At 71.5% G+C, this 23,311-nt stretch carries 19 protein-coding genes; 13 read left to right on the forward strand and 6 right to left on the reverse strand.

Features of this window, described 5'->3' with window-relative positions:
- The first annotated feature begins 4 nt into the window (after nucleotides 1-4).
- Nucleotides 5-727, forward strand: coding sequence for a class I SAM-dependent methyltransferase (locus tag JAN01S_RS03470; protein ID WP_068313802.1), 723 nt, complete (start codon nucleotides 5-7; stop codon nucleotides 725-727).
- A complete protein-coding gene (locus tag JAN01S_RS03475) occupies nucleotides 724-4,815 on the forward strand; it encodes an alpha-(1->3)-arabinofuranosyltransferase domain-containing protein (protein ID WP_068313734.1) in 4,092 nt (1,363 codons plus the stop codon). Before JAN01S_RS03470 ends, JAN01S_RS03475 begins: the two co-directional genes overlap by 4 nt.
- Here the strand turns inward: JAN01S_RS03475 and JAN01S_RS16500 are convergent.
- Nucleotides 4,706-5,908, reverse strand: a complete 1,203-nt coding sequence (locus JAN01S_RS16500; RefSeq protein ID WP_169797159.1) for an acyltransferase family protein — start codon at nucleotides 5,906-5,908, stop codon at nucleotides 4,706-4,708. The two genes, JAN01S_RS03475 and JAN01S_RS16500, sit on opposite strands and share 110 nt — an antisense overlap.
- 56 nt (nucleotides 5,909-5,964) lie before the next feature.
- On the opposite strand from JAN01S_RS16500, the gene JAN01S_RS03485 reads away from it, so the two are divergent.
- From JAN01S_RS03485 to pgfA, 4 genes are all read left to right on the forward strand, one after another.
- On the forward strand, nucleotides 5,965-7,008 hold the full coding sequence (locus tag JAN01S_RS03485) for a GHMP family kinase ATP-binding protein (RefSeq protein WP_068313741.1): 1,044 nt from the start codon (nucleotides 5,965-5,967) through the stop codon (nucleotides 7,006-7,008).
- Nucleotides 7,005-7,607: a D-sedoheptulose-7-phosphate isomerase gene (locus tag JAN01S_RS03490; protein ID WP_068313745.1), complete on the forward strand. Its 603-nt coding sequence runs from the start codon at nucleotides 7,005-7,007 to the stop codon at nucleotides 7,605-7,607. Before JAN01S_RS03485 ends, JAN01S_RS03490 begins: the two co-directional genes overlap by 4 nt.
- Nucleotides 7,565-8,206, forward strand: a complete 642-nt coding sequence (locus tag JAN01S_RS03495; protein WP_068313748.1) for a D-glycero-alpha-D-manno-heptose-1,7-bisphosphate 7-phosphatase — start codon at nucleotides 7,565-7,567, stop codon at nucleotides 8,204-8,206. The genes JAN01S_RS03490 and JAN01S_RS03495 overlap by 43 nt, the downstream gene beginning before the upstream one ends.
- Before the next feature lie 76 nt (nucleotides 8,207-8,282).
- A complete protein-coding gene (gene pgfA / locus JAN01S_RS03500; protein WP_068313753.1) occupies nucleotides 8,283-9,323 on the forward strand; it encodes a cell envelope lipid trafficking protein PgfA in 1,041 nt (346 codons plus the stop codon).
- A gap of 125 nt (nucleotides 9,324-9,448) precedes the next feature.
- Here the strand turns inward: pgfA and JAN01S_RS03505 are convergent, their stop codons facing one another.
- Nucleotides 9,449-10,279: a class I SAM-dependent methyltransferase gene (locus JAN01S_RS03505; protein ID WP_068313756.1), complete on the reverse strand. Its 831-nt coding sequence runs from the start codon at nucleotides 10,277-10,279 to the stop codon at nucleotides 9,449-9,451.
- A 148-nt stretch (nucleotides 10,280-10,427) separates the two neighbouring features.
- Here JAN01S_RS03505 and rpsA point away from each other — a divergent pair, with 148 nt between their 5' ends.
- From rpsA to JAN01S_RS03530, 5 genes are all read left to right on the forward strand, one after another.
- Nucleotides 10,428-11,918 carry a 30S ribosomal protein S1 gene (rpsA, locus tag JAN01S_RS03510; RefSeq protein WP_068313759.1) on the forward strand — a complete coding sequence of 497 codons (1,491 nt, stop codon included), beginning with the start codon at nucleotides 10,428-10,430 and terminating at the stop codon, nucleotides 11,916-11,918.
- Nucleotides 11,919-12,043: 125 nt separating this feature from the next.
- The gene (gene coaE, locus JAN01S_RS03515) at nucleotides 12,044-13,243 is read left to right on the forward strand and encodes a dephospho-CoA kinase (RefSeq protein ID WP_068313763.1); all 1,200 of its coding nucleotides are present in this window, start codon (nucleotides 12,044-12,046) and stop codon (nucleotides 13,241-13,243) included.
- Nucleotide 13,244: 1 nt separating this feature from the next.
- Nucleotides 13,245-13,598 (forward strand): hypothetical protein, encoded by a 354-nt coding sequence (locus JAN01S_RS03520; RefSeq protein ID WP_068313766.1) that lies wholly within the window; start codon nucleotides 13,245-13,247, stop codon nucleotides 13,596-13,598.
- A 33-nt stretch (nucleotides 13,599-13,631) separates the two neighbouring features.
- On the forward strand, nucleotides 13,632-15,719 hold the full coding sequence (gene uvrB / locus JAN01S_RS03525; RefSeq protein ID WP_068313769.1) for an excinuclease ABC subunit UvrB: 2,088 nt from the start codon (nucleotides 13,632-13,634) through the stop codon (nucleotides 15,717-15,719).
- Between the two features lie 246 nt (nucleotides 15,720-15,965).
- Entirely contained in the window at nucleotides 15,966-16,955 is a 990-nt protein-coding gene (locus tag JAN01S_RS03530) for a TerC family protein (RefSeq protein WP_068313806.1), read from the forward strand.
- A gap of 78 nt (nucleotides 16,956-17,033) precedes the next feature.
- Here JAN01S_RS03530 and JAN01S_RS03535 read toward each other — a convergent pair whose 3' ends face one another.
- Nucleotides 17,034-17,918 carry an EamA family transporter gene (locus JAN01S_RS03535; RefSeq protein WP_068313772.1) on the reverse strand — a complete coding sequence of 295 codons (885 nt, stop codon included), beginning with the start codon at nucleotides 17,916-17,918 and terminating at the stop codon, nucleotides 17,034-17,036.
- A 24-nt stretch (nucleotides 17,919-17,942) separates the two neighbouring features.
- Here JAN01S_RS03535 and JAN01S_RS03540 point away from each other — a divergent pair, with 24 nt between their 5' ends.
- Nucleotides 17,943-18,569, forward strand: a complete 627-nt coding sequence (locus JAN01S_RS03540) for a LysE family translocator (protein WP_068313775.1) — start codon at nucleotides 17,943-17,945, stop codon at nucleotides 18,567-18,569.
- Between the two features lie 38 nt (nucleotides 18,570-18,607).
- On the opposite strand, the gene JAN01S_RS03545 is transcribed toward JAN01S_RS03540, so the two are convergent.
- The 3 genes from JAN01S_RS03545 to JAN01S_RS03555 all read right to left on the reverse strand — a co-directional run bounded on the left by JAN01S_RS03545 (nucleotide 18,608) and on the right by JAN01S_RS03555 (nucleotide 22,136).
- Nucleotides 18,608-19,495 (reverse strand): bile acid:sodium symporter family protein, encoded by an 888-nt coding sequence (locus JAN01S_RS03545; RefSeq protein WP_068313778.1) that lies wholly within the window; start codon nucleotides 19,493-19,495, stop codon nucleotides 18,608-18,610.
- A 155-nt stretch (nucleotides 19,496-19,650) separates the two neighbouring features.
- Complete coding sequence (locus JAN01S_RS03550; RefSeq protein ID WP_068313781.1) at nucleotides 19,651-20,322, reverse strand: MBL fold metallo-hydrolase; 672 nt, start codon at nucleotides 20,320-20,322, stop codon at nucleotides 19,651-19,653.
- Nucleotides 20,319-22,136, reverse strand: a complete 1,818-nt coding sequence (locus JAN01S_RS03555) for a glycoside hydrolase family 15 protein (RefSeq protein WP_068313784.1) — start codon at nucleotides 22,134-22,136, stop codon at nucleotides 20,319-20,321. The genes JAN01S_RS03550 and JAN01S_RS03555 overlap by 4 nt, the downstream gene beginning before the upstream one ends.
- 79 nt (nucleotides 22,137-22,215) lie before the next feature.
- On the opposite strand from JAN01S_RS03555, the gene JAN01S_RS03560 reads away from it, so the two are divergent.
- On the forward strand, nucleotides 22,216-23,311 hold a 1,096-nt coding region (locus JAN01S_RS03560; protein ID WP_502685840.1), incomplete at its 3' end, for a UvrA family protein.

A 23,311-nucleotide genomic window follows, 5' to 3' on the forward strand; every position in this document is an offset into this window, starting at 1 on the left:
GCCGATGATCCGCGACGAGCCCGGCCGCCGCGGCATCCGCCGATCGGTGCGGCTCTTCAGGTCTTTCCTCGTCGAGCAGACGGACCCGGAGCGGTTCTACTCCGAGCTCGCGGGTGACTCGATCGACCTGCTGCGGGAGCACACGCCCTTGGCGGGGCGGACGGTCTTGGACGTGGGGGCGGGGCCGAGCGAGTTCGCCCGCGCCTTTCGGTCCGCGGGCGCGCACTACGTCCCGGTCGACCACGACGCCACCGTGGCGTCGGTCCGGGACGGGGGCGTCGTCGGCGACGCGCTGCGCCTGCCCTTCGCCGACGGCAGCGTCGACGTCGTCTTCTCCAGCAACATGTGGGAGCACGTGGCCGACCCGGAGGCGGTGGCCGACGAGCTCCTGCGGGTCACCCGCCCCGGAGGTCTGCTCTTCCTCTCGTACACCAACTGGCTCTCGCCGTGGGGCGGCCACGAGACCTCGCCGTGGCACTGGCTCGGTGGGGAGCGCGCCATCGCGCGGTACGAGCGCACGCACGGCCACCCGCCGAAGAACCGGGTCGGCGAGACCCTCCACAAGGTGAGCGTGCGCCAGGGCCTGGACTGGGCGAAGGGGGCCGACGCGGAGGTCCTCGCGGCCCGTCCGCGGTATCTCCCCGACGTCGCCGCGCACGTCCTGCGTGTCCCCGGCCTGCGTGAGGTCGTCACCTGGAACCTGCTGCTGATCCTGCGGCGGCGATGACGGGCGGCACCGACGAGCGCCCGCTCCAGGCCGCGGTCGAGCAGGCCCGGCAGCGGCTGCAGCGGCTCGCGGCCACCCTGCTCGTGGCCGTCATCCCGTGGCTCGTCGCCCCGGGGCTGCTCCAGCCGGACACCAAGAGCGACCTGGTCATCTCGCCGGGGCGCTACCTCGGTCGGGCGCTGTGGGCGTGGAACGACCACACCGGCATCGGTGAGCTGCAGAACCAGGCCTACGGCTACCTCTGGCCGATGGGCCCGCTCTTCCTCGCCGGCGACGCGGCCGGCGTGCCCGGCTGGGTGACCCAGCGGGTCTGGTGGATGCTCATCCTCGTCGTCGCCTTCGTCGGCGCCGAGCGGCTGGCCCGTCGCGTCGGCGGGTTGCCCACGATCCCGGCGCTGCTCGTCGGTGCCGTCTTCGCCCTCTCGCCACGGGTCCTCACCGTGCTGTCCGAGATCTCGGTCGAGGTCTGGCCCCAGGCGCTCGCGCCCTGGCTGGTCCTCCTCGCGGCGAAGGGAGTGGCGGCCGACGCCGGTCCCGCCGACCGGCGCCGGATGGCGGTCGGTACCGGTCTGCTCGCCGCCTGCCTGGGTGGGGTCAACGCGACCGTCTCCCTCGTGGCGCTCGTCCCGGCCGCCGCGTGGATCCTGCTCGCTCCGGCCGGCCGCCGCCGGTGGCGGACCTTCGCCTGGTGGTGCGTGGGTGCCGCCGCGGGCGCGGCGTGGTGGTTGGGGCCGCTCCTGGTCCTCGGCCGCTACTCCTATCCCTTCCTCGACCACATCGAGCTCGCCTCGACGACGACCGCGGTCGCCTCGGTCACCAATGTGCTGCGGGGGGCCAACCACTGGATCGCCTACATCCTCACCGCCGGTGACCACCCGACGTGGCAGAGCGGATGGCTGCTCGCCCAGTCGGTCACCGGGATCCTCGCGACGACCACGGTGGCGGGCCTGGGCCTCGCGGGCCTCGTGCGACGGCGGTCGGCGCCGCAGGACGAAGGGGGAGACCCGGCCACCGGGGCCGGCCGCCACCTGACGCGCTGGGCGCTGCTGCTCGTCGTCGTGGGTGTCGTCGTGATGGCCGTGGGCCGCAGCGGGTCGGCCTCGGGCCCCTTGGCGCCGACGGTGCAGGCATGGCTTGATGGGCCGTTGGCCCCCTTCCGCAACGTGCACAAGGCCGACCTGCTCATCCGTTTGCCCCTGGCGCTGGGCGTCGGGCTGCTCGCCCACTGGGCGACGCGCATCGTCGACGGCGCGGGTGCCGTGGCTCGCCAGGTCGTCGTCACGACGACCGTGCTGGCGCTCATGGGCTCCCTCTCCCCGCTGTGGGCGTCGCGCGTGGGCGATGCCTGGGCGGCCGATGCCGTGCCCACGGCATGGCGTGGGGTCGCGGCCGAGGTCGACGAGCTGGCCGCCGCGGATGGCGGGACGACCCTCGTGCTCCCGGGCGCCCGCAGCGCGGACTTCACCTGGGGGCGTCTCACCGACGAGCCCCTGAGGGCGCTCGCCGCCTCGCCGGTCCTCGTGCGTGCGGCGGCCCCGCTCGGCCATCCCGGAGCGACCCGGGTCCTCGACCATCTCGACCAGCTGACGGCCAGCGGGCGCAGCCAGCCACAGCTCGCGGCCGGACTGAGACGCCTCGGCGTCTCCCGCGTGGTCGTCCGCGGGGGTCTCGACCCCGATGTGGGCGCGATGGATCCGCAGCGCGTCGCCGCGACGCTCGCCGGCAGCCCCGGGTTCACCCTCACCCACTCGGTGGGAGAGGGGGCGGACCGGGTCAGCGTGTGGCGTCTCGACGAGCCCGCCGAGCCGGTGTCCCTGGTGCCGAGCAGTGGGCTCGTCCCGACCGCGGCAGCTCCGGAGGGGTGGTTCGCGCTCGTCGCGGCCGGGCTGCTCGACCCGGATGCGCTGACCACGACCTCCGACGGCGCCGGGGCGCAGGTGCGCAGCGACACCCTGAGGTGGCAGGCGATGAACTCGGGTCGTCCTGCTGCACGGTCACACGGGCCCACCCTGCCGCCCGAGGACTCGCGGCCGGGTCTCGTGGGCACGCGTGACCTGGCGCCCGGCGGCGACGCCACCATCGGCAGGACCACGCGCTTCCTCGACGGACTCGACGCGATCACGACGAGCTCGAGCGCGGCGGACCCCTTCGCCGTCCACTGGCGCGGTGCCGGGCACGGCCCGGCGGCGATGCTCGACGGCGACCCCCGGACCTCGTGGCTGAGCGGGGACGGGGAGTCCACGCAGACGATCACCCTGGACCTGCCCGCCGGCAGTCGACCCGACGCCGTCCACGTCCACGAGGCCTGGGGCACGGGGATCGGCCGGCTCGCGCAGGTCGAGGCCGCCGGCAGCGAGGGCGAGCGCCCGGAGGGGTCGATGACCTGGCGCGTGCCCCTCGACGGCACGGAGCGTGACCGGATCACGATCACCCTCACGGGTGAGGACGCGGCGCCCGGTGACGACGCCGGGCCGAGCCCGATCGGTGTGCGCGAGGTCGAGCTCGACGGATCGACCCTCGGCACGGGACTGACCGTGCCCGCCGGGCCGGGACCCGTCCTCATGACGCGGGACCCGCGCAGCGTCTCGGGTCCGCAGCTGGGGGAGGACCCGTCCGACCTCGTCCGTCACGTCGGCACCTTGCCGGCGACGCGCGTCTCCGCCACGGTGCGGGCCCGCGCGGACGCGGCCGGTCAGGAGACCGTGGCCGCACCGTGGAGCCTGACCGGCAGCACGCCGCCCGCCGACGCGGATGCCGGACGGGACCTCTCGACCTGGCCGGTGGCCGCGCTCGACGGGGATCCCGACACCCGCTGGCGCCCCTCGGCGGGCACCTCCGAGCCGACCCTGGCCATCGACCTCGGGGAGCCGACCTGGGTGGAGACCATCACCCTCGACCGGGCCGTCGGTGCCGTCACCGTGGCGACCGACTCCGAGCGGCACGTGGTCCCGAGCGGCACGACCCTGCGGATCCCGCGCCAGCGGACCACGCAGCTGACCCTGACCTTCACCCGGCCGCCCGGTCGGGCGGCGTGGTCGGCCCCCGACGTACGCGTCGGTGACCTCGCTGGGCCGGCGGGACCGCTCGAGCTGACGTGCAGCGAGGCCGGGGAGGTCGGACGCGTCGACGGCCGCATCGGGCTGGCCCTCACCACGCCGCGGCAGGCGCTCATCGCCGGCGAGGCGGTGCCGGCCACGGCGTGTGGTGACCTGCCGGCCGGCGACGGTGAGATCACGGCGCGTGCGGTCGCCGGTCTGGTTCCCCAGACGGTCGCCCTCGTCCCGTCGGGATGGGCGGCCGAGGACGTCACCCCTGCGCGGTCGGTGGCGAGCAGCCGCGAGCACGTCGGGCGCTGGACCTTCGACGTGGGGGCCGGAGCCGACGCCGTCCTCGCCCTGTCCCAGGGTGCCAACGCCGGGTGGCAGGCCACCGACGAGGACGGGGCCCGCCTCGAGCCGGTCACCGTGGATGGGTGGCGCCAGGGCTTCGTCGTCCCCGAGGGCGACGCCACCCGCGTCGTCGTCGACTTCGCCCCCAACCGTGCGCACCGCCTGGCGTTGGCGATCGGGGCCGCGCTCGTCGCCCTGCTGCTCCTGTGGTCGGGCCTCGAGCTGCTCCTGCGGCGACGCGATACCGCCCGCGCCGCGGCGCCCTCCGCGGCCGGCGACCCCGCACGGGCCCCCGGTCCGGTGGACGCCCCGGGTGCGGCGACCGCGGAGGCCCCCGGCCCGACGGCGTCGGCCACGACCCCGGGACCCCTTCCCTTCGTCCTCGCCGTGCTCTGCGGTGCGCTCGTCGGTCTCCTCGTCGCCGGGTGGGCCGGGATGGTCGCCGCGGCCGTAGGTGCGCTGCTGCCGGTGCGCCTGCGGGCAGCCGCGGTGGCCGTCGTCCTCACCGGCGCCGGCGTCGCCCTGACGGTGCTCGGCGTCGCCGAACGTCAGTCCTCGGGGGCGCTCGTCTCCCAGCTGCTCGGTGCGGTCACGCTCGGGGTGCTGGTTGCGGCTCTGGTGCGGCCGCGTCGCGGTGCGCCCGATCCAGCACCGGCGACTCCAGCAGGATCCACGACAGGTGACCCAGCCCCACGCTGACGACGGTCACGAGCAGCAGGACGGGAGCGAAGGGCGCCGCGAAGAGCCGCAGGTCGAGCGCGGCGAAGACCACCTGCAGCACGAGGACGTGCCAGAGGAAGACGGCGTAGGAGATGTCGCCCAGCCACCGCGCCGCACCCGCGAGCGGCGAGGCGGCGATGGCCTCGGTGACGCCCGGGGAGACCGCGGCCAGCAGGAGGCAGCCGGCGACGACCCCGTAGAGCAGCTCGGCGACGAGGGACTCCGCGGCCGACGAGGGCTCGATGCCCCGCGGTCCCGCGACGGGGGTCGATGCGATGAGCCACACGACGAGCGCGAGCACGACGAGGGTCCCCGGACTGGTCCGCAGGACCGTGAGGAGCGGTTGAGCGCTCACCCGGACACCGAGCCGCTCGGCCTCGACGAGCACGGTCACGGCCACACCGACGGCGAACCAGGCCGCGTGCCCGGCCGCGCTCGTGGTGAGCGCCCCGGACCACTGCGGGTCGGGGACCAACGCGGACAGCGACTGCACTGCGAGCCCGGCGACCGCCACCCCGGCGCACAGCAGGAGCAGACGCCGGGCCGCCACCCGTGGCTCGGCCGACCGCACGAGCGGGGCGACTGCCAGCGCGAGTACGGGCAGGAGCAGGTAGAACGTCACCTCCGTCGTCAGGCTCCAGGTCTGGGTGAACGACTGGAAGGTCCGGCCGGTCCACCCCTGGCCGATGACGAGGTGGACGAGGACGGTCGGTGCGTCGAGCACGCTGGCCGCTGCGCCGCCGAGGTACGCGGCGACGGCGAGCACCCCGGCCAGGGCGAGCAGGTAGGCGGGCAGGATGCGGGCCGCGCGGCGCACGAGGTAGCGGCCGACGGACCAGCGCGCGGATCCGCCGAGCGCGCGCCGGACGAAGGGGGCGGACAGCAGGAACGCGGACAGCGCGAAGAAGACCGCCACGCCGAGCTCGCCGCGGACGGCCAGGCCGCCCACGGTCCCGTGGGCACCCGCTCCGGTCCAGAAGGCCACGTGCGAGAGCAGCACGAGCCAGGCCGCCACGGCGCGCAGGGGGTCAAGCCCCGGGATCCGCGCCGGACGAGCCGCTACCGTGCCCATGTCGTCACCTACCATGCAGTAATAATCGCTGATCCCACCTTGCGGAGAGGACTTCCATGACGGTGCGTCCCGTCCTACGAGCACGCGCGCCCCTGCGGGTCAGTTTCGCCGGTGGCGGGACGGATGTCGCCCCCTTCCCCGAGCGCGAAGGGGGAGCGGTGCTCAGCGCGACGATCGGCAGCTACGCCTACGCGACCTTGCGGCCGCGCGACGACGGCCGCATCACCGTCGAGTCACACGACTACGGCACCTCCATCGGCTACGAGGTCGGCACACCCCTCGTGCTCGACGGCACCCTCGACCTGCCGAAGGCGGCCATCGCACGCATCATGATGCTCGAGGGGGCCATCCGCTCCGACGGGTTCGACCTCTTCCTCCACACCAACGCGCCGCCCGGCTCGGGGCTCGGCAGTTCCAGCGCCGTCATGGTGGCGGTCATCGACCTCGTGGCGCGCCACTGCGGGCTCGACCTGGGGCCGCACGCGATCGCCGAGCTGGCCTACCGGCTCGAGCGGGAAGACCTGCAGATCCCCGGCGGGTACCAGGACCAGTACGCGGCCGCGTTCGGTGGGTTCAACTTCATGGAGTTCCGTCGCGACGGGGCGGTGGTCGTCAACCCGCTGCGGGTGCGCCCGGACACCGTCCACGAGCTCGAGCACAACATGCTGCTCGCCTACACCGGTCGCACCCGGGTGAGCGACCACATCATCGAGGACCAGGTCTCCAGGTACGAGACGGGCAACGAGGACGCGGTGGCCGGGCTGAGGGCGCAGCGCGACCTGGCCGACGCCATGCGGGTCGCCCTGCTGCGCGGCCGAGTGGATGAGATCGGTCACCTCCTCGGCCAGGCGTGGCAGGAGAAGCAGAGGATGTCCTCGCGCATCACCACCCCGCTGATCTCCGAGGCGGTCGACGTCGCCCTGGGGTGCGGTGCCCTCGGCGGCAAGGTCACCGGGGCGGGCGGTGGTGGGCACATGATCTTCATCTGCGAGTTCGAGAAGCGGCACCTCGTCGCCGACGAGCTCATCCGCCTCGGGCTCTCCGTCTCCGAGTTCACCTTCACCAAGCACGGCGTCACGACCTGGAAGGGCCAGCCATGACCTCCACGCAGACCGACCTCGTCACCCGGCAGCTCGACGCCGGGATCGCGGCGTGGGCGACCCTGGCCGAGCAGATCGCCGCCCCGGAGATGCGCGGCGGCGTCGAGGCCGCGGGCCGTATGGTCGTCGACGCCTTGCTCTCCGGCGGCACCCTGCTCGTCGCCGGCAATGGTGGCTCTGCCGCCATCGCCAGCCACGTGGCCGCGGAGTTCCTCGGCAAGTGCATCCAGGACCGGCACCCGCTGCCTGCCATCAGCCTCGCGGAGTCGCACTCGTCGCTCACGGCCATCGGCAACGACTACGGCTTCGACCAGGTCTTCCTGCGTGGGGTCCAGGCCTTCGGCCGTCCCGGGGACGTGCTGCTGGCCATGTCGACCTCGGGGACGAGCCCCAATGTCGTCGCCGGGCTCGCCGAGGCCCGGCGCCGGGGCCTGGCGACGATCCTCATGACAGGGGCGAAGGGGGCCGGTCAGGGCGACCTGGCCGATCACCTCCTCGTCGTCCCGTCGAGCGAGACCCCCCGGATCCAGGAGGTCCACATGCTCTGGGCCCACGCATGGTGCGAGGCCGTGGACCTGGCAGCGCAGGAGCGGAACTGACCCCGCGACCGTGGTGGTTCGGACCGGACGTCCTGCCCGCGGCCGCGGCGGACGCCCCCTTCGACCTCGTCCTGCTCGACCGTGACGGGACGCTCAACGTGCGCATCGAGGGCGGGTACGTCACCCGGCCCGACGACCTCGTCCTGCTGCCCGGGGTCACCACCGCGGTCGCCGACCTCTCCGGGATCGGTGCTCCCGTGGTGCTCGTCACCAACCAGCGGGGGATCGCCCGCGGTCTGATGGACCGGGACGACCTCGTGGACGTCCACGCACGCCTCACCGAGCTGCTCGCCCCCGCCGGGGGGCGCATCGACGCCGTCGTGGTCTGCCCCCACGACCGGGACGAGTGCTCCTGCCGCAAGCCGCTTGACGGGCTCTTCCGCGAGGTGCTCGCCCGGGCGCCGTGGGCCGACCCGCGGCGCAGCGTGATGATCGGCGACATGCCCACCGACCTGGATCCCGCGTCGCGTCTCGGGATGCGGGCAGAGCGGGTCGGGCCGCAGTCACCGGTCGACCGCGTCGTCGCGCGACTTCTCGCTCCGTACCGGGCGAGTCCCGGACCGGCCGATGTCCGACGTGGGGAAGGCCACGTCCCCTAGGCTGCTCTCGAACGGAGGCGCCGCTCACGAGGTGCTACTGTCCGGTAAGTTATTCAGGGCCAAGGAGGGTTCTCTCGTGCGCAAGTTCCTGCTGCCGGCGATCATCATGGGCGTCGGCGCCTTCATCCTCACCATGGGACTGCTCTTCAAGTTCTATGCCTACCCGCGTCTGGCGGTGGTCCCGCTGGACCAGAACACGACGCAGGTCGTCCAGGACCCCGATGCGGAGTTCTTCGACGCCGACAACGTCGAGCCCGGCAGCGGCGAGCTGACGACCACGGCGCGGATCATCGGCGACCCGGAGGCCTCCGAGCAGGCCTCCGAGGAGACCGGGCGCGACGTGGCGGTGTGGAACAGCGGCCAGGTCAGCGACAACAACGGTGACAACATCCCGATGGACGGCAGCACCGAGGTGCTCGTCTTCGACCGTCACACCGGTGAGGCCATCAACTGCTGCGGCGAGTCCAAGAACGGCGAAGAGGTCAAGCGTGACGGCCTGCTCGTGAAGTTCCCCTTCGACACCCAGCCGGTCGACACCTACATGTGGTGGGACAGCACCGTCGGCAAGTCCTTCCCCGTCAAGTACGAGGGCGAGGAGGACCTTCAGGGCATGAACGTCTACAAGTTCACCCAGGAGGTGCCGACCACGAAGTACTCCTCGCGTGAGCTGCCGGGCAACCTCTTCGGTGGGGAGCCGGACGCGCCCGCCGTCACGGCCGACCGCTACTACTCCAACAAGCGCACCTTCTGGGTGGACCCGGTGACGGGCGTCGTGCTCGACCGCGTCGAGGAGCAGAAGCAGGAGTTCCGCCACGACGGCAAGACCCTCAATGCCCTGGAGACGACCTCGCGCTTCACGCCCGAGACCGTCGACAAGAACGTCGAGGAGTACAAGTCGAAGTCCTCGCTGCTCAACATGGTGCAGACGACCTTCCCGCTCGTCTTCACGATCCTCGGGATCCTGCTCATCCTCGCCGGGCTGATCCTGTCGCTGATCATCGGCCGTCGCCGCGACCCGGAGCCGGTGCGCACCGACGACCGCGACGGCGACCCGGTCTTCGGCCCGAGCAACCCGGACGCCGAGACCTCCCCGCGCCGCGACCTGCGCGGTCACTGATCGGCCGGTGGGGCCGGCACGAGGCCCCACCACCGCCGCGCCCTCCGGCCGGCACCGCCACGGCGGTGCCGGCCGTGCGCGTGCCCCCGCCCGGACCACGCGGACTGTCGGTGGGAGTGGAACAGCTACCGGCCGGGGCGGACGGCCACGAAGATCGCCGTGCCCGGCAGGTGCGCCCCGCGCAGGGGTGACCAGCCGCCCCAGGTCTCGGTGTTGTCCTGGGGCCACTCGGGCTCGTGCAGGGCCCGCAGCACGAGCCCGGCGTCGATGATCTCCGCGATGCGGTGGCCCATGGTGCGGTGGTGCTCGACGTAGCTGGCCTCTCCCCAGGTCGCCTCGACGTACGGTCGCTCGTCGAAGTACGACCCGTCGGCCGTCAGCCCCTCCGGGCCCGGCAGGTCGGGGAAGGCCCACCGGATCGGGTGCGACGTGGAGAAGGCGAGCAGTCCGCCCGGTCGCAGCACGCGCGCCAGCTCGCGCATCAGACCCGCGGAGTCGGCCACGAAGGGCGTGGCGCCGTACGCCGAGAAGATGATGTCGAAGCTCTCGTCGGCGAAGGGCAGTCGCGTCGCGTCGGCCTGGACGAGCGGGGGAGCGGGGCCGTCCGTACGGGCATCGAGCCGGCGGGCAGCGGCCAGCATGCCGGCGGACAGGTCCGACGAAACGACCTGCGCGCCGCGGGCGGCGCACCACCGGCCGCCCTGGGCGGCACCACCGCCGAACTCGAGGACGCGTCGGCCAGCCAGCGCGTCTGGGTCGCCGAGGATCCGCAGCTCCTCCTCGGACCAGCCCTCCGGGCCCCACACGAGGTCGGCATCGCCGAGGAAGCCGCCGTGCTCGGCGAGGTAGTCCACGGCCTCCCGGTCCCACCAACCACGGTTGGCGGCGACCGTCTCGGCCTGGCCGCTCTCGCGGCGGGTGACCGCCTCGGAGTACTCGACATGCCCCTCGTCCATGGACGGGACGCTAGTCGACGACCCGGCTTTGCTCCCTTCGTCCCCGACGCACTACGATGGCAGGGCACATCTGTGTGCCCACCCGGGCACCCGGGTGCGTCGCACCCGTCCCGCACGATCATCTGTCCACAATCGGAGTTCCTACTACATGACTGCCAGCACGGTCGACACGACCGCCCCTCAGATCGCCATCAACGACATCGGCTCTGAGGAAGATCTTCTCGCCGCCATCGATGCGACGATCAAGGACTTCAACGATGGCGACATCGTCGAGGGCCACATCGTCAAGGTCGACCGCGACGAGGTGCTTCTCGACATCGGCTACAAGACCGAGGGCGTCATCCCCTCGCGCGAGCTGTCCATCAAGCACGACGTCGACCCCTCGGAGATCGTCGCCGTCGGTGACAGCGTCGAGGCCCTCGTCCTCCAGAAGGAGGACAAGGAAGGCCGACTCATCCTGTCCAAGAAGCGCGCCCAGTACGAGCGCGCCTGGGGCACCATCGAGAAGATCAAGGAGGAGGACGGCGTCGTCACCGGCACCGTCATCGAGGTCGTCAAGGGTGGCCTCATCCTCGACATCGGCCTGCGTGGCTTCCTCCCCGCCTCCCTCGTGGAGATGCGCCGCGTCCGCGACCTCCAGCCGTACGTCGGCAAGGAGATCGAGGCCAAGATCATCGAGCTCGACAAGAACCGCAACAACGTGGTCCTGTCGCGCCGTGCCTGGCTCGAGCAGACCCAGTCCGAGGTCCGCACGACCTTCCTCAAGGAGCTCCAGAAGGGGCAGGTCCGCTCCGGCGTCGTCTCCTCGATCGTCAACTTCGGTGCCTTCGTGGACCTCGGTGGCGTCGACGGTCTCGTCCACGTCTCCGAGCTGTCCTGGAAGCACATCGACCACCCGTCCGAGGTCGTCGAGGTCGGCGACGAGGTCACCGTCGAGGTCCTGGACGTCGACATGGACCGCGAGCGTGTCTCCCTGTCGCTCAAGGCGACGCAGGAGGACCCGTGGCAGCACTTCGCCCGGACCCACGCGATCGGTCAGGTCGTCCCGGGCAAGGTCACCAAACTCGTCCCCTTCGGTGCGTTCGTGCGTGTCGAGGACGGCATCGAGGGTCTGGTCCACATCTCCGAGCTGGCCGAGCGCCACGTGGAGCTGCCGGAGCAGGTCGTCAACGTCGGCCAGGAGATCTTCGTCAAGGTCATCGACATCGACCTCGAGCGTCGCCGCATCTCGCTGAGCCTCAAGCAGGCCAACGAGGACGGCGCCAACCTCACCGAGTTCGACCCGACGCTCTACGGCATGGCCGCCGAGTACGACGAGCAGGGCAACTACAAGTACCCCGAGGGCTTCGACCCGGAGACCAACGAGTGGCTCGAGGGCTACGAGTCGCAGCGTGAGGCGTGGGAGAAGCAGTACGCCGACGCGCACGCCCGCTGGGAGGCCCACCGCGCCCAGATCGAGAAGGCTGCGGCCGACGACGCTGCCGCCGCCGAGAGCGGCGCCGAGTCCGTCGCCGCGACCTCGTACAGCTCCGACAGCACCCCCGCCCCGAGCGCGGGTGCCCCGGCGCCGACCAACGAGGGCACGCTGGCCTCCGACGAGGCGCTGGCCGCGCTCCGCGAGAAGCTCACGGGCAACTGACCCGAGCAGCACCTCTGGAGGGGCGTCGCACCGAACCGGTGCGGCGCCCCTTCGTCGTCCCCGCGCAGGTGGGGGTGTGAGGCCGCCCGCGGCCGAGCCTCGGGACCCGACCTAGGATCGGGCCCATGCTGCACATCGGACTCACCGGCGGGATCGGGTCGGGCAAGTCGACCGTCTCGCGCAGGCTCGCCGAGCTCGGGGCGGTCGTCGTCGACGCCGACCTCATCGCGCGCGAGGTCGTCGAGCCCGGGGAGCCGGCCCTGGAGCTGATCCGCGCGCGCTTCGGGGACGAGGTCTTCACCGAGCAGGGCGCGCTCGACCGACCGGCGCTCGGTCGGGTCGTCTTCGGCGACCCCGACGCGCTGGCGGACCTCGAGGGGATCACCCACCCGGCGATCTGGCAGCGCACGGCAGAGCGCTTCGCCCGGGCCCGGAGGGAGGGGACCGCCGTCGGCGTGCACGACATGCCGCTGCTCGTGGAGAAGCGCATGGCGGGGGAGTACCACCTCGTGGTCGTCGTCGACACGGCCGAGGAGGAGCGGGTCCGACGGCTGGTCGAGCTGCGGGGGATGCCCGAGGAGGAGGCCCGGTCGCGCATCGCGGCCCAGGCGGACGACGCGCAGCGTCGGGCCGTCGCCGACGTCCTGCTCGACAACAACGGTGCGCCGGAGGAGCTGCTCGCCCGGGTCGACCGGCTCTGGCAGGACCGATTGACCCCCTTCGCCGACAACCTCGCGACGCTCACCCCGGTGCGGGCGCCGCACGAGCTGCACCTGCGCGAGCCGGACCCGGAGTGGGCCGGCCAGGCGGAGCGTGAGCTGGCCCGCCTGCGGCACCGCTTGGGGCCGCTGGCCGTCACCCTCGACCACATCGGCTCGACGGCCGTCCCGATGTACGCCAAGCCGATCCTCGACCTGCAGGTCGGCGTCGCGTCGCTCGACGACGCGGACTCCGTGGACTTCCGCGCCGCGATGGACGAAGGGGGATACCCCCGCCGCGACCACGTCACCGAGGACGTCGCCAAGGACGGCGCAGTGTGGCCCAAGCGGTACCACCTCGGGTGCGACCCCGCGGTGCCGATCCACGTGCACGTGCGCGAGGTGGGTTCGCCGGGGTGGCGCTGGGCACTGCTCTTCCGTGACTGGCTGCGCGCGGACGAGGCGGGCCGGGCGGACTACCGGGCCGAGAAGGACCGGCTCGTGACGCAGGGGTTGACGCGACCGGACTACGCGGAGGCGAAGGAGCCGTGGTTCGCGGCGGCGGACGAGCGGATCGAGGCGTGGGCCACCCGGACCGGGTGGACCGCGCCCGCACGGGGCGACTGACGTGCCCTCGTACCGCACGGCGGTCGACGTGCACGGCGTGCGCCCGGGAGTGGCGCCCGAGGAGCTGCTGCCCCTGGCCGAGGAGCTGCTGGCGGTCGGGCACCGGGTCGAGGACCGGTCCGTCGAGCTCGTGCGAGGTCAGCCGCAGATCCACCTGCGCTTCCTCGTCGAGCCGACCCATGACGCGCAGGAGGACGACGAGGCCGAGGCGGCCGTGCGCTCCCTCGTGGCCGCGCTGCTGCCCGTCGCGGACCTGGGCCGGTGGGTCCTGCGACGCGGGCCCGGCGGGCACTGGCGCACCATCCGCAGCGGCGACGCGCGGGAGGGACTGACGGAGCACCCGGTCGACTTCTGAGCGTTGTCGGTGGGGTGGCCTACCGTTGTCGTCATGCGCCCGGTGACCGATCTGCAACGCACGGTGGCTCCCTTCGAGGTCATCTCGGAGTACGAGCCGGCCGGGGACCAACCGACCGCGATCGCCGACCTCGCCTCCCGGGTGCGGGCGGGGGAGCAGGACATCGTGCTGCTCGGTGCCACGGGTACCGGCAAGTCGGCGACGACCGCCTGGCTCATCGAGGAGGTCCAGCGGCCGACCCTGGTCATGGCGCCCAACAAGACGCTGGCGGCCCAGCTGGCCAACGAGTTCCGCGAGCTGCTCCCCAACAACGCGGTCGAGTACTTCGTCAGCTACTACGACTACTTCCAGCCCGAGGCCTACGTCCCGCAGACCGACACCTACATCGAGAAGGACAGCTCGATCAACGAGGAGGTCGAGCGCCTGCGGCACTCCGCGACCAACAGTCTGCTCACCCGGCGGGACGTGGTCGTGGTGGCCTCCGTGTCGTGCATCTACGGCCTCGGCACCCCGCAGGAGTACGTCGACCGGATGGTCACCCTGGAGGTGGGGACCGAGATCGACCGTGACGAGCTGCTCCGGCAGTTCGTCACGATGCAGTACACGCGCAATGACCTGGCCTTCACCCGGGGCACCTTCCGGGTGCGCGGCGACACGGTCGAGATCATCCCGGTCTACGAGGAGCTGGCCGTCCGGATCGAGTTCTTCGGCGACGAGATCGAGCGGGTGCACACCCTGCACCCGCTGACCGGAGAGGTCGTGCGCGAGGAGCAGCAGGTGCACATCTTCCCCGCGACCCACTACGTCGCCGGCCCGGAGCGGATGGAGCGGGCGATCAGCGGCATCGAGGCCGAGCTCGAGGAGCAGCTGGCGCAGCTGGAGCGGTCGGGCAAGATGCTCGAGGCCCAGCGCCTGCGCATGCGCACCACCTACGACATCGAGATGATGCGCCAGGTCGGCAGCTGCGCGGGGATCGAGAACTACTCGATGCACATCGACGGGCGCCTGCCCGGCTCGGCGCCCAACTGCCTCCTCGACTACTTCCCCGAGGACTTCCTGCTCGTCATCGACGAGTCGCACCAGACCGTCCCCCAGATCGGCGCGATGTACGAGGGTGATGCCTCGCGCAAGCGCACCCTCGTCGACCACGGCTTCCGCCTGCCGAGCGCCATGGACAACCGACCGCTCACGTGGGAGGAGTTCCTCGAGCGGATCGGGCAGACGGTCTACCTCTCCGCGACGCCGGGCGACTACGAGATGGCCAAGTCCGACGGCCACGTCGAGCAGGTCATCCGGCCGACCGGGCTCGTCGACCCCGAGGTCGTCCTCAAGCCGACCAAGGGTCAGATCGACGACCTGCTCCACGAGATCCGGCTGCGGGCCGACCGGGACGAGCGGGTGCTCGTCACGACGCTGACGAAGAAGATGGCCGAGGACCTCACCGACTACCTCCTCGACAAGGGGGTTCGAGTGCGCTACCTCCACTCCGACATCGACACCCTGCGCCGGGTGGAGCTGCTGCGCGAGCTGAGGCTCGGCGAGTTCGACGTCCTCGTCGGCATCAACCTGCTGCGCGAGGGCCTCGACCTGCCCGAGGTGTCCCTCGTGAGCATCCTCGACGCCGACAAGGAGGGCTTCCTGCGCAGCGCCCGCTCGCTCATCCAGACGATCGGTCGCGCCGCCCGCAATGTCTCGGGCCAGGTCCACATGTACGCCGACAAGGTGACGCCCTCGATGCAGGAGGCGCTCGACGAGACCCAGCGCCGCCGGGAGAAGCAGATCGCCTACAACCGCGAGCGTGGCATCGACCCGCAGCCGCTGCGGAAGAAGATCGCGGACATCACCGACATGCTCCAGCGCGAGGACGCGGACACCGACGAGCTCCTTGGGTCCGGGCGCAGCCAGTCCCGGGGCAAGGGCCGCGGTGGCAAGCCGGCGGCGGAGACCACGGAGCGGGGGCGCGACCTGCCGGCCACCGAGCTGGCGCGCCTCATCCAGGAGCTCACCGACCAGATGCACCAGGCGGCGACGGACCTGCACTTCGAGCTCGCGGCCCGGCTGCGTGACGAGATCGGCGACCTGAAGAAGGAGTTGCGGCAGATGACGGCCGCCACCGGGTAGTCCCGGCGAAGGGCGGCCGCGCCGGGAGTGGCCGATGGAGCCCGCGGGCGCGCCCGTCGTGAGAGACTGGCGGCAGCGGAGGGGAGTACCCCCCAGCGCTGTCTCGTCAACACGGTCGGTCCGCCGGCCCGGGGCAGCGGCCTGTACGCCAGGTGGGAGAGACCTCCGGACGTTTTTCCCCTGTCCGGAAGGTTCCTCTTGACCACCATCTCCACGCTCCAGCCGGCGATCATGAGCGGCGGCACCATGGACGTGCCCACATGGGTCTGGTTGCTCACGCTCGGGGTCGCCGCCGCGGTGCTGCTCTTCGACGTCATCTGGGTGGCTCGCAACCCGCACGTCCCCTCCAACAAGGAGGTCGGCACGATCCTTGGGATCTACGTGACCGCTGCCGTGCTCTTCGGCATCGGTCTGTGGCTCATGGAGGGCGGCGACCGCGGCACCGAGTTCTTCGCCGGGTGGCTGACCGAGTACTCGCTCTCGGTCGACAACCTGTTCATCTTCATCATCATCATGTCCAAGTTCGGCGTGCCGGGACGCTTCCAGCAGACCGCACTGCTGTGGGGCATCATCATCGCCATCGTCCTGCGGACGATCTTCATCTTCGTCGGCGCAGCCGCCATCAACCAGTTCGCCTGGGTCTTCTACATCTTCGGTGCCTTCCTCATCTACACCGCGATCAACCTCGCGACGGAGAAGCACGACGAAGAGGAGGACTGGGAACCCAACGCGGTCATCAAATGGTTCCAGCGGACCGTGCCGAGCACGACCGAGTGGTCCTCCAAGCTCTTCACGAAGGAGAACGGCAAGCGGGTCGCGACCCCGCTGTTCATCGTCGTGGTTGCCCTCGGCATGACCGACCTGCTCTTCGCGCTCGACTCGATCCCGGCGATCTACGGCCTGACCCAGGAGCCGTACATCGTGCTGACGGCCAACCTCTTCGCCCTGATGGGTCTGCGCCAGCTGTACTTCCTCATCGGTGGTCTGCTGAAGAAGCTGGTCTACATGAGCCTGGGCCTGTCGGTCCTGCTCGCCTTCATCGGCGTCAAGCTCATCCTGCACGCCCTCCACGAGAACACGCTGCCCTTCATCAACGGCGGCGAGCACGTGAGCGTCCCGGAGATCTCGACGGTCTTCTCCCTCGGCGCCATCGTCGTCATCCTCGGTGTCACGACCGTCGCCTCCCTCTGGAAGTCCAACAAGGACGCCAAGGAGGGGATCGGCTCCGGCCACTGAGGCAAGCGCCCCGCGCGAAGGGGGACGGTCACCGACATAGGTCGGCGACCGTCCCCCTTCGCCGCTCCTGCGTCGTGCTCAGGCCGCCGGCTGCGGTGGTGGACGCCGGGCGCCCAGACCCAGGACGAGGACGCTGGCCAGGACCACGAGACCCATGCCGAGCAGCTGGACGGGGGTCAGTCGTTGGCCGAGCACGAGGAGACCTGCGAGCGCGGCGACGGCCGGCTCCAGGCTGAGCAGGATGCCGAAGACCGCCGGAGCCAGGCGTCGGAGGGCGAAGAGCTCGAGGGAGTACGGCAGGACGGACGAGAGCACGGCGATGCCGAGCCCCTTGAGGAGGACCTCCGCGTCCCACGCCTGCGTGCCGTGCCGCGCCACGTCCCACAGGCCGAAGGGGAGGACCACCGCCGTCGCCACGACCATGGCCAGCGCCAGGCCCTCGAGATGGGGGAAGGCGGCCCCCGTTCGGCCGGAGAAGACGATGTACGCGGCCCAGCAGACGCCCGCAGCCAACGCCAGGGCGATGCCGGTGACCTCGAGCTGCTCGAGCGGCAGGCTCAGCGCTCTCGAGATGAGCAGCACTCCGATGCCCGCGGCGGCCACGGCCAGCAGGTCGCGTGGGCGGCGGGAGAGGACGGCGGCCAGGGTGAGTGGACCGACGAACTCGATCGTCACCGCGACACCGATCGGCAGGTGCCCCAGGGAGGCGTAGAAGGCGAAGTTCATCAGGCCCATCGCCAGGCCGAAGCAGATGATCGTGCCGAGGTCGCGACGGCTGTGGCCGCGCCACCTCGGGCGGGCGACGAGCACCAGCAGGACGGTCGCGATGCCCAGACGCAGGATGACCGAGCCGGCCGCGCCGATCTGTGGGACCAGCGTCGCGGCGAGGGCGCCGCCGAACTGCACGGACAGCACCCCACCCAGGACCAGCAGTGGTGCTGGGACGGCATCGACACGACTCACGGCGTCACCCTAGTCTTCGCTCTCGTGACCACCTATCTGTCGTTCCTCGTGCTGGTGCTCGTCATCACGATCGCACCCGGGCCCGACTCGGCGCTGACCCTGAGGGCCTCCCTCGTGCGCGGCCGGGGCGCCGGCCTGCTGACGATGGCCGGGGTGAGCGCAGCCGGGGCGGTGCAGGGTCTGCTCGCAGCCGGTGGTCTCGGCGCGATCATCGTCGCGAGCGAGCCGCTCTTCCTCGCCGTCAAGTGGATCGGTGCGGCCTACCTGCTGTGGCTCGGTGCCCACGCGCTGTGGACGGCCTGGCGGGGTGACTTCGCGCGTGACGAGGCGCAGGCGCAGCCGGCAGCCGGGCGTGGGGCCCGCAGCAAGGTCTTCGCGCAGGGGTTCCTGTGCAACATCACCAACCCCAAGGTGCTCGCCTTCAACCTCGCGGTGCTGCCCCAGTTCGTCGGCGACGGCGCAGGCGTGCCCCTGCTCGCGCTCTACGCGCTCAGCCTCGTGGCACTCGGCGGCCTGTGGCTCACGGGGTTGGTCCTCGTGGCGGACCGGGCCCGGGTGGCGCTCTCGGCTCCGCGGGTGCGCCGGCGGATCGAGGGCGCGATGGGCCTCGCGATGGTCGGCTTCAGCGCGAAGGTCGCCACCACGCACTGACGTGGTGACGACCCTGCGGGACGGACCTGGATGCCCGATCAGTCGACGCTGGCCACGGCGGCGGCGTCGCCGGCCCGCACATCGCGGCTGATGACCCAGCCGACGATGGGCGCGAAGACGTACATGAAGACCGAGTAGATCGCGGCCGCGATCGCGACCTCGGTGTTGTTGAGCACGCTCAGGGCAATGGTCAGGGCGATGGTCGTGTTGTGGATGCCGACCTCCATGGAGGTCGCGATGGACTGCGGACCGTTCAGGCGCATGAGCCGCGCGCCGGCGTAGCCGATCGTCAGGCTGGCCAGGCAGAAGAGGGCGGTGACCACGCCCAGCTGCTCGAGGTAGGTGCCGAGATTGGCCCGCTCGCCGAGCAGGGCGCCGACCGCGACGATGACGAGCACGGTGATGGAGAAGATCCGCACGGGCCGGTCGGCACGCTCGGCGAAGTCCCGGGAGCGCGACCGGACGAACATGCCCACCGCGACGGGGACGAGCACGATGGCGACGACCTGCAGCACCTTGCTGAACTGGAGGCCGAGCTCGCCCTCGGCGCCGAAGTAGCTGATGGCCAGGTTGGTGACGAGCGGGATGCTCACCGCGGCCAGCACCGAGTTGACCGCCGTCAGGGTGATGTTGAGGGCGACGTCACCCCGGAAGAGGTGGCTGAAGAGGTTGGCCGTCGTGCCGCCGGGGGAGGCGGCCAAGAGCATGACGCCGACCGCGAGGAGAGGGTCGACGTCGAAGGCGACGACCAAACCGAAGGCCACGAGCGGGAGGACGAGCAGCTGGAGGACCAGGGCGACGACGACTGCCTTGGGTGAGCGGGCGACGCGACGGAAGTCCCCGACCGTCAGGCTCAGCCCCAGGCCGAACATGATGATCGCCAAGGCGATCGGCAGGCCGATGGAGATCAGGGCGGAGTCGTTCATGCGGGTGGGGCGTCCTTGCCTCGAGGTCGGTCACGCCCGGGTGCCGAAGGAACGCGCCACGGGCACGTTACTCGCGAGTACAGGACGTTCGGGTCGAAGTCTGCGGGGCGGCGCGGCTCGCGTCAACCCTGTCCGGCCATCGAGTGGCCGGGGTCTCACCACCCGCGCTCGCGCCACTCCTGCAGGTGCGGGCGCTCGGCGCCGAGGGTGCTGTCGGAGCCGTGACCCGGGTAGAACCACGTGTCGTCGTCGTAGACGTCGAAGACCCGCTGGGTCACGTCGGCGATCAGCGAGTCGAAGCTCTGGCCGGGGTTCTTGGTGTTGCCGACCCCGCCGGGGAACAGGCTGTCGCCGGTGAACAGGTGCACGTGGCCGTCCGGGTCGTCATAGGCCAGGGCGACGGATCCCGGGGTGTGACCGCGCAGGTGCACGACGTCGAGCACCACGTCGCCGAACGTGATCCGGTCCCCGTGGCGCAGGCGGTGGTCGGGCAGCTGTGGCAGGGCGGGTGCGTCGTCCTCACCGGCGTAGGTCTCGGGGGAGTACTCGCGCGTGATGTCCTCCAGGGCCCGGACGTGGTCCCAGTGCTGGTGCGTCGTCACGAGGTGGCCGAGCCGGGCACCGCCCGCCGCCACGAGCTCGCGGATGCGCGGGGCCTCGTCGGCGGCGTCGACGAGCAGCTGTTCGCCGGTCGCGCGGCAGGTCAGCAGATAGACGTTGTTGTGCATCTCGGAGACGGACATCTTGCGGATGGTCAGCGCGGACAGCTCCCGCGTGGACCAGGGGCCTCCGGGCGTGACGTCGGGGTCGTAGGTCGTGGTGGTCATGCGGAGTCTCCTTGCTCGGTGGTGGCAGCGGCGCGTGCCTCGGCGTCGCGGAGGGCGTAGGCCGCGCCGATGAGGGTGAGGTGGCTGAAGGCCTGGGGGAAGTTGCCGGCCTGGCGGTCGCCCTGGACGTCGTACTCCTCGGCGACGAGGCCGACGTCGTTGAGCAGGGCGAGGAGGCGCCGCATGAGCTCGTGCCCCTTGTCCACCTGGCCGGTGAGCGCGTAGGCGCTCACGAGCCACCACGAGCAGGCGAGGAAGGGGTGCTCGTCACCGGCGAGCCCGTCGACCCCGCTCTCGGTGCGGTAGCGCAGGAGGAAGCCGTCGCGCATGAGGTCACGCTCCACCGCCGCGACGGTGCCGAGGACCCGTGGGTCGTCGGGCGGCAGGAAGCCGACCTGCGGGATGAGCAGCAGGGAGGCGTCCACCTCGTCGGTGTCGTAGTGCTGGGTGAAGGTCTGCTTCTCCTCGTTCCACCCCTTCGTCAGGATGTCCGCTCGCACCCGCTCGCGCAGGTCACGCCAGGTCTCCACGTCCCCTTCGTACCCGTGCAGCTCGACCGCGCGGATCGCCCGGTCGAAGGCTGCCCACACCATGACCCGTGAGTGGGTGAAGTGGCGCAGCGGGCCGCGGATCTCCCACAGACCGTGGTCCGCCTCGTCCCAGTGCTCGGCGAGGTTGTTGACCAGCGCGCGCTGCACGGCCCACGACTGCGGCGACTCCTGCAGGCCCTGCGCGCGGGCGTCCTCGAGGGCGATCATCACCTCGCCGAGCACGTCCGTCTGCTTCTGGCCGACGGCGCCGTTGCCGATGCGGACCGGGCGGCTGTCGGCGTACCCGGGCAGGTGCTCCAGCTCCCGCTCGGGCAGCTCGCGCCCGCCGTCGACGGCGTACATGATCTGCATGTCCTCGGGGTCGCCGGCGATGGCGCGGACCAGCCAGTCGCGCCAGAGCTTGGTCGCGCCGACGTACCCGGACTTCAGCAGCGACTCGAGCGTGAGCGAGGCATCCCTCAACCAGCAGTACCGGTAGTCCCAGTTGCGCACGCCGCCGAAGTCCTCCGGCAGGCTGGTCGTGGCCGCCGCGACGATCCCTCCACGGCGGCTGTCGGTCAGCAGGCGCAGCGTGAGCAGCGACCGCACGACCTCGGCTCGGTAGGGGCCCTCGTAGGTGCAGCGCGAGGCCCACCGGGAGGAGCGCTCGAGCGTCGCCTCGATCCGGGAGTGGATGTCGAGCGGCGGCGGGATCGGCTTGTACGAGGCGACCCACGTCGTCGAGAAGTTGTAGTGCTCGCCGGCGCGCACGGTCCAGCGGTCGCGGTGGTGCGGCCCGTCGGGACGCGGGAGGCGAGAGCCGCGCAGGACGAGCATGTCGTTGCCGGCGATGGCGGTGATGACCTCCTCGTCCAGCTCATGGCCGGGGGAGTGGGCCACCCACGGCCTGATCCGGCCGTACCCGAGGCGCACGACCCATTCGTTCTGCATCTCGACCTCGCCCTCGAGGCCCTCAACGACGCGCACGAGGTCGGCACGGCCGTCGCCCAAGGGCATGAGGTCGGTGACCTTGACCACTCCGGACGCGGTGCGGTGGATCGTCTCGAGGATGAAGGAGTCCCCCCGGTAGCTGCGGGTGGTCTCGGCCGGCTCCACCGGGCCGATGAGCCAGCGCCCGTGCTCCGGCGTGCCGAGCAGGGCGGTGAAGCACGAGGAAGAGTCGAAGCGCGGCAGGCACAGCCAGTCCACCGACCCCTCCATGGACACCAGGGCGGCGGTCTCGGTGTCGCCGACGGCGGCGTAGTCCTCGATCGGGGTGCTCATCCCGACAGGCTAGGGCCTGGACCGGCGCCGCATCGGGAGGGTGAGAGCGTTGTCGGTGGGGGCACCTAAGGTGGAGTGCGTGACTGCTGCCAAGGCCTCCGGCTCCCGCCTGCACGACCGGATCGTCGTCCAGGGTGCCCGCGAGCACAACCTCAAGAACATCCACGTCGACATCCCGCGCGACTCCCTCGTCGTCTTCACCGGGCTCTCCGGGTCGGGCAAGTCGTCGCTGGCCTTCGACACGATCTTCGCGGAGGGGCAGCGTCGCTACGTCGAGTCGCTGTCGGCTTATGCGCGCCAGTTCCTCGGCCAGATGGACAAGCCGGACGTCGACTTCATCGAGGGCCTGTCGCCCGCGGTCTCCATCGACCAGAAGTCGACGAACCGCAACCCGCGCTCGACGGTCGGCACGATCACCGAGGTCCACGACTACCTGCGCCTGCTCTTCGCGCGCGTGGGCCGCCCGCACTGCCCCGTCTGTGGAGAGGCGATCACCCGGCAGAGCCCGCAGCAGATCGTCGACCGGCTGCTCGAGCTGCCCGAGCGCACCCGGTTCCAGGTGCTCGCCCCGGTGGTGCGCGCCCGCAAGGGCGAGTTCGTCGACCTCTTCGCCGAGCTGCGGACCAAGGGCTACAGCCGGGCCCTCGTCGACGGCGAGGTCGTCTCGCTGGCCGACCCACCGACGCTCGAGAAGCAGGTGAAGCACACCATCGACGTCGTCGTCGACCGGCTGGTGTCCAAGGGTCCGGACGACCGGGCGGCCAAGCAGCGAGTGACCGACTCCGTCGAGACCGCGCTCGGCCTGGCCGGCGGGGTGCTCGTCATCGACTTCGTCGACCTCGACGAGGACGACCCGCAGCGCCAGCGGCGCTACTCCGAGACGATGGCCTGTCCCAACGACCACGCGCTGAACATCGACGAGATCGAGCCGCGCTCCTTCTCCTTCAACTCCCCCTTCGGCGCTTGTCCGGTCTGCACCGGCCTGGGCACGGAGCTCGAGGTCGACCCCGAGCTGGTCGTCCCCGACGACGACCTGACCCTGGCCCAGGGCGCCATCGCGCCGTGGGCGCAGGGCACCCAGTCCGCGCAGTACTTCCAGCGCACGATGGCCGCGCTCGGTGACGACCTCGGCTTCAACATGGACACGCCGTGGCGGGCGCTGCCGAGCCGTGCCC

The sequence above is a fragment of the Janibacter anophelis NBRC 107843 genome, assembly GCF_001570945.1.
GTDB lineage: Bacteria > Actinomycetota > Actinomycetes > Actinomycetales > Dermatophilaceae > Janibacter > Janibacter anophelis.

Excerpts from the sequence above, each read along its gene's own strand:
- JAN01S_RS03530 (WP_068313806.1), top strand. The coding sequence starts at position 15,966 with ATGGACGTGCCCACATGGGTCTGGTTGCTCACGCTCGGGGTCGCCGCC.
- JAN01S_RS16500 (WP_169797159.1), bottom strand. The coding sequence starts at position 5,908 with ATGGGCACGGTAGCGGCTCGTCCGGCGCGGATCCCGGGGCTTGACCCC.
- uvrB (WP_068313769.1), top strand. The coding sequence starts at position 13,632 with ATGCGCCCGGTGACCGATCTGCAACGCACGGTGGCTCCCTTCGAGGTC.
- JAN01S_RS03545 (WP_068313778.1), bottom strand. The coding sequence starts at position 19,495 with ATGAACGACTCCGCCCTGATCTCCATCGGCCTGCCGATCGCCTTGGCG.
- JAN01S_RS03490 (WP_068313745.1), top strand. The coding sequence starts at position 7,005 with ATGACCTCCACGCAGACCGACCTCGTCACCCGGCAGCTCGACGCCGGG.
- JAN01S_RS03470 (WP_068313802.1), top strand. The coding sequence starts at position 5 with ATGATCCGCGACGAGCCCGGCCGCCGCGGCATCCGCCGATCGGTGCGG.
- coaE (WP_068313763.1), top strand. The coding sequence starts at position 12,044 with ATGCTGCACATCGGACTCACCGGCGGGATCGGGTCGGGCAAGTCGACC.
- JAN01S_RS03485 (WP_068313741.1), top strand. The coding sequence starts at position 5,965 with ATGACGGTGCGTCCCGTCCTACGAGCACGCGCGCCCCTGCGGGTCAGT.
- JAN01S_RS03505 (WP_068313756.1), bottom strand. The coding sequence starts at position 10,279 with ATGGACGAGGGGCATGTCGAGTACTCCGAGGCGGTCACCCGCCGCGAG.
- JAN01S_RS03550 (WP_068313781.1), bottom strand. The coding sequence starts at position 20,322 with ATGACCACCACGACCTACGACCCCGACGTCACGCCCGGAGGCCCCTGG.
- rpsA (WP_068313759.1), top strand. The coding sequence starts at position 10,428 with ATGACTGCCAGCACGGTCGACACGACCGCCCCTCAGATCGCCATCAAC.
- JAN01S_RS03475 (WP_068313734.1), top strand. The coding sequence starts at position 724 with ATGACGGGCGGCACCGACGAGCGCCCGCTCCAGGCCGCGGTCGAGCAG.
- JAN01S_RS03495 (WP_068313748.1), top strand. The coding sequence starts at position 7,565 with ATGGTGCGAGGCCGTGGACCTGGCAGCGCAGGAGCGGAACTGACCCCG.
- JAN01S_RS03555 (WP_068313784.1), bottom strand. The coding sequence starts at position 22,136 with ATGAGCACCCCGATCGAGGACTACGCCGCCGTCGGCGACACCGAGACC.